The sequence below is a fragment of the uncultured Comamonas sp. genome (genome assembly GCF_964277875.1).
In the GTDB taxonomy this organism is placed as follows: Bacteria; Pseudomonadota; Gammaproteobacteria; order Burkholderiales; family Burkholderiaceae_C; genus Comamonas; species Comamonas sediminis.
Map to the genome: position 1 here is coordinate 1 of NZ_CAXYJV010000002.1, position 12,377 is coordinate 12,377.

Consider the following 12,377-nt stretch of genomic DNA (forward strand, 5'->3'; position numbering starts at 1 on the left):
TCAGCTGGATAGAGTACTTGGCTACGAACCAAGGGGTCGTGGGTTCGATTCCTGCCAGCCGCACCAAACGTCAAGCCTCAGAGTAGAAATGCTCTGAGGCTTTTTCGTTTTTGCTGTATTCCACCACAGGCTGCCACTGCTGAATGGTGATCTGCGCGCGCACGGCTCTTGCCTGCACCGCAACAGAATGGACCCAACAGTGGGTCTCTGAAATAGTGGGCGCGCATCGGCTACCGTTGGTATCCCATCCTATTCACCAGCCCGCAACGGCGGACGAGGCCATGACCGAACGGTGCCATGCTGCCTCCGCGAAGGGTCAGGGGCCAGGGGAGGGTAGGGCAGGGTGCGGGCAGATGCAGTTCATGACCTCTCCCTTTTGCGACCGCATCGCTGCGAGCGAGCGCTTGACCAAGAACATGCACCTGCGTCTGCCAATATTCCATTGGATGCCTCATGCAAGGAGCGTGGGTGTCATTCGGTTTCTCATTAATCCATCCATTGGCGCTATTCAGTCAGCGTCTCCAGTCTGCAGATACCAGTGACCAAGACGGGTTTGCCAACTTAAAGTTGCTGCCTGGCAGGCCCATGGAAACCGGCTAGCCAGCCAAGGCTGGTTAATGGGATGAAAGGTCCCGTCCCACACACCCTGTCCCAATCGCCAGCGCCATTGGCAGCGGCTTGCCCCGGGACGTCGACTGCGTGACCGCTTTGGGCAAACGCAGCTAAGTCGCCCATGACCGAGCCCCGACTACCCATGCTTTCCAACGCAGGCGTCTCGATATCGCTGGGCCCACGCCGAACTGCAGGCTGACGCCACGGGCCCGCCAGGCAAGATACGCCTTAAAAGCGCTTCTGACCGATGGATCGAGCCCGATGCATGTGGCTACATGGATATGTTTTGCGGCCGTTCACCCCACCTCACTCTGCGCTAGGCGAAGCCAGGCCCTGGATATTTTTCAATAGTTTTTTGATTAGAAGAAACTCATAAAACATTGGGAAATTATCAAATACGAAAAACTATTTAATACCGGAATAGCGCAACGAATTACGCATGACGATCTGCAAATAAGTAGCAACCGCCCGAAATGGCGAGAGATATTATTTCTCGCATATTCACCGGTGCCAGCCCAGCGCTACTATTCATGACCTACCGCCTTTCGCTGCTCGACAAAAGCCCCATTCCGCCGGGCGTTTCAACCGCCCAGGCGCTTCGCTCCACCTTGGCCATGGCGCAGCGCGCCGAAGCGCTGGGCTACCACCGCTTCTGGGTGGCAGAGCACCATGGCAATCCCCAGGTCGCAGGTTCCGCCCCAGAGATCCTGGTTGCTTGGCTGCTGGCGCATACCAAGCGCATCCGCATCGGCTCAGGCGGCGTCATGTTGCAGCACTACAGCCCTTACAAGGTTGCCGAGGTGTTCAAGCTGCTATCGGCGCTGGCGCCGGGCCGCGTGGATCTGGGTATTGGCAAGGCGCCCGGCGGTCTGCCGCAGTCCACACGTGCCTTGCAAGCGCGTCACGACCCGTCACAGCCCATCAACTTCGACAGCCTGCTCAGCGATCTGAACGGCTTTTTGCGAGACGACCTGCCCGCCGGGCACCCGCTGGCTGCTTCGCGCGCGCTGCCCAAACCCAGCACCTTGCCCCAATGCGTGCTGCTCGGGGCCTCTCCCGACAGCGCACAGCTGGCATCGCGCCTGGGCTGGGGCTTTTCCTATGCCGGGCATTTCAATGACGACCCCGCGTTGCTTGCCAGCACCACCGCTGCCTACCGCCCCCTCAGCGGCCAGGCGCCATCGATGGCCGTCTATGCCTTTGCCGCCGATGACCGGGCCAAGGCTGAAGCGCTGGTCGCGAACGTGCGCATCTTCAAGCTGCATTTGCCCACAGGCCAGAGCTTCAACCTGCCAAGCCGCGAAGCCGCCGCAGAGTTTGCGCAGCAAGCCGGAGCCAGTGACTACCGGCTGGAGGAGACCCACCCCCATGTCATTGCGGGCACCGCTGACGACGTGCATGCGGCGCTGACTGCCTTGCACCTGCAACACGGCATCGATGAATTCGTCATCGATACCCCGGTTCCCTTTTTTGAAGAGCGCCTGGCATCGATAGAGCTGATTGCCAACGCGCAACCCGCAATGGCCGAGCTGACGGCCGCCTGAACCCTGACCGAAAGTTCACCATGAGCAAATCCCCCATCCGTTTTGGTCTGATGCTGCACGGCGCAGGCGCACACATGAATGCCTGGCGCCACCCCAGCGTACCGGCCGATGCCAGCGTCAATCTGCAGCACTACATCCGTATCACCCAGAAGGCGGAGGACCATGGCATTGCCTTTGCCTTTGTGGCTGACGGCCTCTACATCAACGAAAAATCCCTTCCCCACTTTCTGAACCGGTTCGAGCCCATTTCCATACTCTCGGCGCTGGCAACCGTCACCAGCAAGATCGGGCTCGCCGGCACTGTATCCACCTCCTACAGCGATCCCTTCACCATCGCCCGGCAGTTCGCTTCGCTCGATCTGATCAGTGGCGGCCGTGCAGGCTGGAATGTGGTGACCACGCCGCTTGAAGGCTCGGCGCTGAACTACAGCCGCAAGCACCCCGAGCACGCATTGCGCTACCAGATTGCCGATGAATACCTGCATGTCACGCAAGGCCTGTGGGACAGTTGGGACGACGATGCCTTTGTCCGCAACCGTGACAGCGGCCAGTTCTTTGACCGCAGCAAGCTGCACACGCTCGACCACGAAGGCCGGTTTTTCCAGGTGGCCGGGCCGCTCAACATCCAGCGTTCGCCCCAGGGCCAGCCCGTGATCTTTCAGGCCGGTTCCTCCGATGCCGGCATTGATCTTGCAGGCAAATACGCAGACGCCGTGTTCACCCATTCACCATCGCTGGATGAGACGCGCGAGTTCTCGCGCAAGGTCAAGGCCAGTGCGATCAGCCATGGCCGGTTGGCCAGCGATGTGAAGATATTTCCGGGCATCAATGTCGTGACCGGTGCCAGCGATGAAGAAGCCAACGCCAAATACGAGCGCGTGCGCAACCTGCTCGGCATCGACGAAGCGCTGGCCTACCTGGGCCGCTATTTCGACCACCATGATTTCACCCAGTACCCGCTGGATGCACCGTTCCCCGAGTTGGGCGATATCGGCCGCAACAGCTTCCGCTCCACCACCGACCGCATCAAGGCCGATGCCAAAACGCAGGGGTTGACCCTGCGGCAAGTGGCCTTGCAGGCAGCCACGCCCAAATCCAACTTCGTTGGCTCGGGCCAGAAAATTGCCGAACAGATCATCGATTGGGTGGACGCGGGCGCTGCAGATGGCTTCATCCTGCAGTTCCCCGTCAGCACCGAAGGTCTTGACGATTTCATCGCGCATGTGCTGCCCGAACTGGAAGCCAGCGGCCGCTATGAACGCAGCCTGACAGGCCAGACCTTGCGCGACCATCTCGGCCTGCGGCGCAAGGCCAGCCGGTACGAAGTGGCACACGACGCTGTTGAATCCCGGCGGGTCGCCTGATGAGCAGCGCCGCCATCACCGAACCCGCCGTCCAGCCGCACAGCGCATACCGCTTGCGGGTGGAAAACGGCATCGCCCGCCATGCGCAGAGCTTTATTGCGCTGCGCCGCGATATCCACCAACACCCCGAGCTTTCGTTCCAGGAGCACCGGACCTCAGCGCTGGTGGCCAGGGCGCTGGCCGAATGGGGCTATGAGGTGTTCACCGGCATCGCGGGGACGGGGGTGGTTGCCCGTCTGAAAAAGGGCGGGGGCGGTAAAACCCTCGGCCTGCGCGCCGACATGGATGCGCTGCCGATCCAGGAGGCCACCGGCCTGCCTTATGCCAGCCAGAATGCCGGCGTGATGCACGCCTGCGGTCACGACGGCCACACTGCCATCCTCCTGGCGGCTGCTCGCTTTCTGGCAGAGCAGGGCGCATTCGATGGCACGTTGCACCTGGTTTTTCAGCCTGCGGAAGAGTTGGGTGCGGGCGCCAAGAAGATGATCAGCGAAGGCCTGTTCGAGCGCTTTCCCTGCGATGCCATCTACGGGCTGCACAACTGGCCGGGCGTGCGCGCCGGACACCTGGGTTGCGTGGAGGGTCCGGCGATGGCGTCGATCGACTACGCCAAGGTTACGATCACCGGCCAGGGCGGCCATGGCGCCGAGCCGCACCAGGCCGTCGATCCGATCCTGGCAAGCGCCCATGTGATCACCGCCTTGCAAAGCGTGGTCTCCCGCAATGTCGATCCGCTGGAGATGGGCGTGGTCACGGTGGGCTCCATCCACGGCGGCCATGCGGCCAATGTCATCCCCGATCAGGTGGAGTTGCAGCTGACGGCGCGCTCGTTCAAGCCCGAGGTGCGCAGCACGCTGAAAAGCCGCTTGCAGGCCGTGGCGCAAGCCCAGGCGGAAAGCCTTGGGGCGCAGGCCCATGTGGATTTCAAGAATGGCTTTCCACCGGTCATCAACCATCCGCAGGAAACACGGTTTGCGCGCGATGTGGCCAAAGATGCGCTGGGGGAGGATTTTGTGGATTCGCACTTTCGCCCCCGCACTGCCAGCGAGGATTTTGCCTACCTGCTGCAGGCCAGGCCCGGCAGCTTCCTGTTTCTGGGCAATGGCGAAAGCGCGTCTCTGCACAACCCCCGGTATGACTTCAATGACGCCATTTTGGCGCCGGCCGCCGCTTACTGGGTGCACCTGGTAGAGCGCTTTCTCGCCCCATGATTTCAGGAGTTCTCATGCGCTCTGACCTCTTTGTCTACACCAGCCTGCAAGACCCGCGTGCCCTGCCTTTGATTGAAGAGCTGGGCCGGGAGTATGAAAGCCGCTATGGCGATTTCTACCTGCAGGAATCCGCTGTTCCGGAAATCGAACGTTACCCGGCCGAAGTGTTCACACCGGCCCAGGGGGGCAATTTCCTGTTGCTGCTGCGCAAGGGGCGCGCGGTCGCAGACGGCGCCTTCAAGCGATTGGATGCGCAGACCGCAGAGTTCAAACGTATCTGGACGGACAGCAGCCTGCGCCGGCAGGGGTTGGCGAGATCGGTTCTGGTCGAGCTTGAAGCGCAGGCCTTGCGCCAGGGCTACCAACGGGTCTATCTCACCACCGGCTTTCGCCAGCCGGAAGCGGTGGGGCTGTACCTGGGACATGGCTACCGGCGTCTGTTCGACCCCACTGCAGATCTGCAGGCGTTGCGAAAACTGCCTTTTGAGAAGCAGCTGTCATTGGTGCCTCGCAACCATCCACCGCTGCCTTCCACCCACCCACTGCAAGTACCCATGCTCTCCGGTGTCTGAGCCCACTTGAAAAGAACTGCACCATGAACACCACCACCCTTGCTCCGCCCAACGTCGCCATCGAGCAAGCGCCCGCCGCGCCAGCACCGGCGCCTGCGTCACGCCGCCGCGACTATGCTTCGCTGCGCATTGTTCCGGCGCGTTACCCTGCACGCACCGTTGGCACCATCATTTCGCTGGTGCTGATGGGCGCCGTCCTCAACTCGGTACTCGGCAACCCCCGCTGGGGCTGGCCGGTGTTTGCAGAATGGTTTTTTGCCGAACCGGTGCTCGTGGGTCTGGGCCGCACCCTGGTGCTGACCGCGCTGGGGGCTGCGCTGGGCTTCACGCTGGGCACCGGTCTGGCACTGGCCCGCGTCTCGCGTTCGCCCCTGCTGCGCGCACTGGCCTGGACCTTCGTCTGGATCTTCCGCTCCATCCCGCTCATCGTGCTGCTGCTCATCCTGAACAACCTGGGCTACCTGTACGAGACGGTATGGCTGGGCGTGCCTTTCACCAACATCACCTGGGCCGAGTGGAGTACCACCCAGCTGGTCACGCCGTTTTTGGCTGCGGTGATCGGCCTGACCTTGAACCAGGCGGCCTATTCCTCCGAGATCATCCGTGGCGGCATCCTGTCGGTGGACCAGGGCCAGCATGAGGCCGCCGCTGCACTGGGCCTGCCGCGCCGCCACCAGGCCTTCCGCATTGTGCTGCCCCAGGCCATGCGCTCCATCCTGCCGTCTGCGTTCAACGACATCATCGGCCTGGCCAAAGGCACCTCCAACGCCTACATCCTGGCCTTGCCCGAGCTGTTCTACACGATCCAGATCATCTACCGCCGCAACCTGGAAGTGATCCCCCTGCTGATGGTGGCAACCGTCTGGTACCTGATCATTCTCTCGGTGCTCTCCATCATTCAGGCGCAAGTCGAGCGCCACTACGCACGCGGCGCGCTGCGCCAGTTGCCGCCCACCTTGCTGGGCCGTGCCTGGGCCTGGCTGCGTCCTGCGCCAGTGCCCGCGGTGGACGCAGCCCCGGCCGCTGCAGACGAGCCCCCGGCGCGCGCCGCTGCATGGACCCACTCCCACTCCCGGGGTGGGCAGGTCGAGGTACAGGCGGTCTCCAAAAGCTACAACGGCGTTCGCGTGCTCAACCATGTGTCGCTGCACGTCCCTTCGGGTAGCGTGACAGTCATTCTGGGCCAGTCGGGTTCGGGCAAGTCCACCTTGCTGCGCTCCATCAACCATCTGGAGCGGGTGGACAGCGGGTTCATCGCCATTGATGGTGAGCTGGTGGGCTACCGCCAGGACGGGGACACCTTGTATGAACTGAAGGAAAAGGACATCCTCTCCCGCCGCGCCGATGTGGGCATGGTGTTCCAGAACTTCAACCTCTTCCCGCACCTGAGCGTGCTCGACAACGTGGCGGAGGCGCCTGTCTCGGTACGGGGCCTGCCCCGGGCCGAAGCCCAGGCCCTGGCCCGGGAACTGCTGGCGCGTGTTGGCCTTGCGCACAAGGCAGACGCCTTCCCCCGCCAGCTGTCCGGCGGTCAGCAGCAACGCGTGGCCATTGCCCGGGCGCTGGCCCTCAAACCCAAAGTGCTGTTGTTTGACGAGCCCACCTCGGCCCTGGATCCGGAGCTGGTCAACGAGGTGCTCGACGTGATCAAGGAGCTGGCCCGCACCGGCACCACCTTGCTCATCGTCACCCATGAAATCGGCTTTGCCCGTGAGGTGGCAGACCACGTGGTCTTCATGGACCAGGGCCGCATCATCGAAAGCGGCCACCCCGACAAGGTGCTGCAGCAGCCCGATCAGCCGCGCCTGCGCGAGTTCCTTGCCAAGGTGCTGTAGACCGCACAACCCCTCCCTCCCACTGACATCGAAGAATCGAGAATATGCAACGTCGTCATCTGATCCACACTGCAGTCGCCGCGCTGTCCCTGCTTGCGCTGCCGTCCTGGGCGCAGTCCGCCGCCCCCGACCTCAGCCCCGAGCAGGCAGGCCGCCCTCGGTCCGGCAAGGTGGACGAAGCCATCCGCCTCCTCAACCCCCAGTTCAAGTTTGCCAAGGAAGGTGCGCTCGTGGTGGGCACCACCACGGGCCGCCTGCCGTTTGGCGCGTACGCCACGGACAACAAGACCCCGGTGGGCAACGCGCCCGATATTGCGCAACTGGTGGCCGACAGCCTGGGCCGCAGGCTGGAGCTGGTTTCTGTGGCCTGGGCCGACTGGCCTCTGGGCCTGCAATCGGGCAAGTTCGATGTCGTGATATCCAACGTCACGGTGACCGAGGAGCGCAAGGAGAAATTCGATTTCTCGACCTACCGCAATGACACGCTGGGCTTCTACGTCGCCAAGAACAGCAAGGTGCAGGCCATCAAGGAACCCAAGGACGTCGCCGGCCTCAAGGTGATCGTCGGCGCCAGCACCAACCAGGAGCAGGTGCTGTTGCGCTGGAACGAGCAGAACATCAAGGCAGGCCTCAAACCGGTGGAAGTGCAGTACTACGACGATGATGTGGTGCTGTATCTGGCGCTGGCTTCGGGCCGCGCGGATACGTATTTCGCACCCAATGGCATTGCGGCCTACAACGCCCGCGACGGCAAGACACGCCTGGTGGGCCTTTTCTCGGGCGGCTGGCCCCAATCCGCCGAAATCGCAGTGACCTCGCGCAAAGGATCGGGCATTGCCGATGCCATCACCGCTGCGCTCAATGCGCAGATCGGCAACGGCAACTACGCCAAGGCGCTGGAGCGCTGGAGCCTGCAGTCCGAGGCCATCCCGGCATCACGTACCAACCCGCCCGGCCTGCCCAAAAAATGAAGACTGCGCACACCATGTCCACCATCAAGAGCCTCCGCCGCCGCCTGGCCCTGTTGGCCGTTCTGTCCCTCTGCGGCGCCGTACATGCGCAGACCGTGGTCGACCTGAGCCCGGAGCAAAAGGGGCGCCTGCGCGCGCCCCGGGACGAAGCGGCGATCGCCGCGCTCTCCAAGGACTTCAAATTCGTCAAGCCTGGCGTACTGACCGTGGCCATCCATCCTGGCGCACCCCCGACGGGTACCTATGCCACCGATGCCAAAACCATCGTCGGCTTTGATCCCGACTTCATCCTGCTCATCGCCGATGCGCTGGGGCTGAAGCTCGACTTGCAGCCAATTGCCTGGGCGGACTGGCCGCTGGGTCTGACTTCGGGCAAATACGATGCGGTGATCTCCAACGTCGGCGTCACCGAGCAGCGCAAGGAGAAGTTCGACTTCTCCACCTACCGGCTGGGCCTGCACGGCTTTTATGTCAAGACGGGCAGCAAGATCACCTCGATCAAGGAGCCCAAGGACATTGCCGGCCTGCGTTTGATATCGGCCTCGGGCACTAACCAGGAGCGCATCGCGCTGGAATGGAACCGCCTGAACATTGCGGCAGGCCTGAAACCGGCCGAGCTGCAGTACTACGACGATGAAACGGCCCGCACTCTCGCGCTGGTGTCCGGCCGCGCCGATGTGAACTTCAACCCGAACGCGCCGCAGGCCTACCAGGCCGCCAGGGACGGGCAGATACGGCTTGTGGGCACGGTCAACGCCGGCTGGCCCAACAAGTCGGATGTCGCCATCACCACCCGCAAGGGCAGTGGCCTGGCCGATGCGGTGACGCAAGCTGCCAACGGCTTGATCAAGAGCGGGCAGTACGCGCAGGTGCTGGACCGCTGGAAACTCGCCGAAGAAGCGCTGCCTCGCTCGGAGACCAATCCGCCGGGACTGCCCAAGTTCTGATCGGCGCCCGCAACCTTTTCCCATAGGCCTGTCCATGCGCATCCATATCTCCCGCATCGCTTTCCTCACGCCGGGCAACCATGCGGAGGACGCGCCCTGGTCCGGGCTTGAGCACACCTTGCAATTGTTGGAGTACGGGGAGCAACTGGGCTTTGACGGGGGCTGGGTACGGCAGCGCCATCTGGAGCCTGCTGTGTCGTCCGCCTCCACGTTGCTGGCCGCAGCCACCCAGCGCACAGAACGCATGGAGCTCGGTTGCGCCGTCATTCAGCTGGGATACGAAAACCTTTTCCGGCTGGCGGAAGACCTCTCCACCGTGGATGTGCTCTCGCAGGGCCGGCTCCAGGTCGGCGTGAGCGCCGGGGCGCCCAACCATGGAGACCTGCTGGGCGCGCACCTGTATGACGGTGATCCCGCACCCATCGACTTCTCGCATGCGCGCGTCACGCGCCTGCGCAGCAAGCTGCAGGGGCAGCCTCTGGGGCCCGAAGGCGCCTTGGTGCAATCGCCGGCCGGCCAGCACATTCCCCGCATCTATCCCCACGCAGCAGGTCTGGCGCATCGGCTGTGGTATGGCGGCGGCTCGCTGCATTCGGCGGAATGGGCGGGTCGCAACGGCTTGCATCTGCTGATCGGCAACCTGAACCGGGGCGAGCACAGCGACCATTTCTTCGAGACGCAACTGGCCCAGTTGCAGCGCTTTCGCAACCACTGGACGGCGCCACACGCCCCGCGGGTCGCCCTGGGCCGGGTGATCGTGCCCACCGACAGCGCCGGCAGCGACAGCCGCAAGCGCTATGAGGCCTTTGCACAGAGCCGCCATGCACGCACGCTGGCCCCGCAGGGCGAGCGCCGGGTGCTGTTTGCCCGCGATCTGGTCGGAAGCAGTGCGCAGATTCTGGAGTCGCTCCTGGTGGACCCGGTTCTGCCCCTGGTGGACGAGCTGCGGCTGGAGCTGCCCTACAACCTGCCGCATGAGGACTACCTGCAGATCCTGAGTGATTTCACGGAGCGCATTGCGCCTGCGCTGGGCTGGCAAAACCACCATGCACAGCAGACGGTGGGTGGCTGAACGCAGCGATGCGCAAGCCGATGGTGGCGGTCGTCCGTGTGCGGCATCGCCGCTATGCGGTCTTCGCTCCGCCGGGCCGCCTGGTGGTCATCTTCCACGCCCACCCGCTGTCATCAAAACCGCCGGCAGCCCAGCGGCTTTGCCTGCGCCAGGGTTGGCATCGCCCGCAGCGCAGAGGCCAGCGCGCTGCTGGGCGCAGCGGCGGGCTCAGTGTTCCCCATAGCGATGCAGAAGGCGGCTGCGCAATGTCTCTGCGGAAGGGCTGAGGCTGCGGTCACGGCGTTGTAGCAGGCCAATGGTGCGCCACACCTCAGGGGAGACCAGCGGCACGCCGCGAATCTGTGCGGGTTGGGGGTGCAGCGCGAGCTGGGGCATGACCGCCAACCCCAGTCCGGCCTCGACCAAAGCCAAGGCGCCCGACAGATGGTTGCATTCATACCATGCGACAGGCTGGTCCGGCAATTGGGCAACGATCTGGTCCAGCAGCAAGCGGTTTTCGCTTTGCCGGGAGACGGAGACCAGCCGCTGGCCCGCCAGCTCCATCCATGCAACGCTCTCCCGCTTGGCCCAGCGGTGGTTTCTGGGCATCGCCAGCACATAGCGTTCGCTGGTCAGCGCCTCGAAATGCAGCGAGGGCTCCTGGCTGCCGGTAAAGCTCAGTCCAAAATCGGCCTCGCCTTGCACGACGGCGTCCAGCACCCGCTTGGCGCTCTCGTCCATCACATGCACCTGGACCTCCGGCAGGTCCGTGGCAAATGCTTTCAATACCGGGGCCAGCACTTGGGTGGCGACCGACGGGATGCACGCGATCACCACACGTCCCCGGCGAAGCATGCGTTGGTCGTCCACCCGCTGAACGGCATCCTCGAGACCAGAAAGCGCTCTGCGCGCCTCTTGCAGAAACTCCTGGCCGACCGGTGTGAGCTGAACATGGCGCGTGGTGCGTTCGAGCAGCCGCACGCCCAGGGCCGCCTCCAGGCGCTCCACCCGTCTGCTGAGCGCGGGGGGTGACAGAAACAGCGCCTCGGCCGCCATGCGAAAGCTGGCTTTCTCGGCCGTCATCACAAATGCCTCCAGCTCACCCATGTCGAATTTGATGCGCCCCATGCAATAGTTCCTCATTAAATTGCAATTTACAGAATAACACTGCCTGCCTAGGATCGCGGGTATCGACAAAAGCAGGCACGCGCGGCGTGCGCAGGAGACAACATGACAAAGAAACGATGGGCCGTGCTGGGCCTTGTCTCGGCTGGACTTGGCCTGTCCATGGCGGTCAGCCATGCGCAGGACTTTCCGCCAAAACGTCCCGTGACCATGGTCGTCGGCTTTGCCGCTGGAGGATCGGCCGATATTGCTGCACGTGTCATCGCCAAGAAATTGAGTGAGAACATCGGCCAGAACGTGGTCGTGGACAACAAGCCAGGCGCTGGGGGAAACCTGGCGCATGGGCAGGTGGCCCATGGTCCCGCCGATGGCTCCATGCTGCTGTTTGGCTCGATCGGTCCGCTGACCATATCGCCGCATCTGATGAAGCTGCGCTACGACCCGCTGAAGGATCTGGCGCCCATCACGATGGGCGTCGTCTTTCCCAATGTGCTCGTCGTGCCGGCCGGCACCGGCATCAAGACGCTGGCGGACTATGTCGCGAAAGCCAAGCGCGAGCCTGGCAAGCTGGACTTCGCCTCCACCGGACCGGGATCGGCCTCCCACCTGGCCGGCGAGCTGCTCAACGATGTGGCCCATATCAACACCGTCCACATCCCGTACAAGGGCGGCGCGCCTGCGTTGCAGGACGTGCTGGGCGGCCGCGTCGCATCGTTCTATGCCGCGCCTCCCACCGCACTGCCGCATATCGAATCGGGCAAGCTGATCCCGCTGGCGACCACTGGCCTGACCCGCCCCGCCTACCTGCCCAATGTGCCGACGGTGGCCGAGAGCTTCCCCGGTTTCAACGCGACGAATTGGTATGCCTTTCTGGCACCGGCCAAGACGCCCCAGCCTCTGCTGGACCGGTGGAACCTGGAGCTGGTGAAGGCCCTCAACGCGCCCGAGGTGCATGACAACCTGCTCAAGCACGGCCAGACCACGGCACCGGGCAAGCGCGAGGAGCTGGGCAGGTTCATCGCCGACGAGTATGCCAAGTGGGGCCGCATCATCCAGGACCGCAAGATCACGATCGAGTAGCCCTGGCTGGGGAATCAACCATCACCCATAAGGAGACAAGCCTTGTCCATATCCCATCTTCTTCG

The 12,377-nt window shown here is 63.4% G+C and carries 10 protein-coding genes; 9 read left to right on the forward strand and 1 reads right to left on the reverse strand.

Annotated features, from left to right (window positions below; all coding sequences use genetic code 11):
• The first annotated feature begins 1,142 nt into the window (after nucleotides 1-1,142).
• Genes ACHWUQ_RS01070 through ACHWUQ_RS01105 form a run of 8 tightly spaced genes read left to right on the forward strand, consistent with a single transcriptional unit; the run spans nucleotide 1,143 to nucleotide 10,128 of the window.
• Nucleotides 1,143-2,156, forward strand: coding sequence for an LLM class flavin-dependent oxidoreductase (locus ACHWUQ_RS01070; RefSeq protein ID WP_394680084.1), 1,014 nt, complete (start codon nucleotides 1,143-1,145; stop codon nucleotides 2,154-2,156).
• Nucleotides 2,157-2,176: 20 nt separating this feature from the next.
• Entirely contained in the window at nucleotides 2,177-3,520 is a 1,344-nt protein-coding gene (locus ACHWUQ_RS01075; protein WP_394680085.1) for an LLM class flavin-dependent oxidoreductase, read from the forward strand.
• Nucleotides 3,520-4,731, forward strand: coding sequence for a M20 aminoacylase family protein (locus tag ACHWUQ_RS01080; protein ID WP_394680086.1), 1,212 nt, complete (start codon nucleotides 3,520-3,522; stop codon nucleotides 4,729-4,731). Before ACHWUQ_RS01075 ends, ACHWUQ_RS01080 begins: the two co-directional genes overlap by 1 nt.
• Nucleotides 4,732-4,745: 14 nt before the next feature.
• Complete coding sequence (locus ACHWUQ_RS01085; protein ID WP_394680087.1) at nucleotides 4,746-5,303, forward strand: GNAT family N-acetyltransferase; 558 nt, start codon at nucleotides 4,746-4,748, stop codon at nucleotides 5,301-5,303.
• A 23-nt stretch (nucleotides 5,304-5,326) separates the two neighbouring features.
• Nucleotides 5,327-7,138 carry an amino acid ABC transporter permease/ATP-binding protein gene (locus ACHWUQ_RS01090; protein ID WP_394680088.1) on the forward strand — a complete coding sequence of 604 codons (1,812 nt, stop codon included), beginning with the start codon at nucleotides 5,327-5,329 and terminating at the stop codon, nucleotides 7,136-7,138.
• A 44-nt stretch (nucleotides 7,139-7,182) separates the two neighbouring features.
• The gene (locus ACHWUQ_RS01095; protein WP_239811032.1) at nucleotides 7,183-8,109 is read left to right on the forward strand and encodes an ABC transporter substrate-binding protein; all 927 of its coding nucleotides are present in this window, start codon (nucleotides 7,183-7,185) and stop codon (nucleotides 8,107-8,109) included.
• A 14-nt stretch (nucleotides 8,110-8,123) separates the two neighbouring features.
• On the forward strand, nucleotides 8,124-9,056 hold the full coding sequence (locus ACHWUQ_RS01100) for an ABC transporter substrate-binding protein (protein ID WP_394680089.1): 933 nt from the start codon (nucleotides 8,124-8,126) through the stop codon (nucleotides 9,054-9,056).
• Between the two features lie 34 nt (nucleotides 9,057-9,090).
• Nucleotides 9,091-10,128, forward strand: coding sequence for an LLM class flavin-dependent oxidoreductase (locus ACHWUQ_RS01105; RefSeq protein ID WP_394680090.1), 1,038 nt, complete (start codon nucleotides 9,091-9,093; stop codon nucleotides 10,126-10,128).
• A gap of 207 nt (nucleotides 10,129-10,335) precedes the next feature.
• On the opposite strand, the gene ACHWUQ_RS01110 is transcribed toward ACHWUQ_RS01105, so the two are convergent.
• Nucleotides 10,336-11,235: a LysR family transcriptional regulator gene (locus ACHWUQ_RS01110; RefSeq protein ID WP_239811035.1), complete on the reverse strand. Its 900-nt coding sequence runs from the start codon at nucleotides 11,233-11,235 to the stop codon at nucleotides 10,336-10,338.
• 159 nt (nucleotides 11,236-11,394) lie between these two features.
• Here ACHWUQ_RS01110 and ACHWUQ_RS01115 point away from each other — a divergent pair, with 159 nt between their 5' ends.
• Nucleotides 11,395-12,312 carry a tripartite tricarboxylate transporter substrate binding protein gene (locus ACHWUQ_RS01115; protein ID WP_239812641.1) on the forward strand — a complete coding sequence of 306 codons (918 nt, stop codon included), beginning with the start codon at nucleotides 11,395-11,397 and terminating at the stop codon, nucleotides 12,310-12,312.
• Nucleotides 12,313-12,377 lie beyond the last annotated feature (65 nt).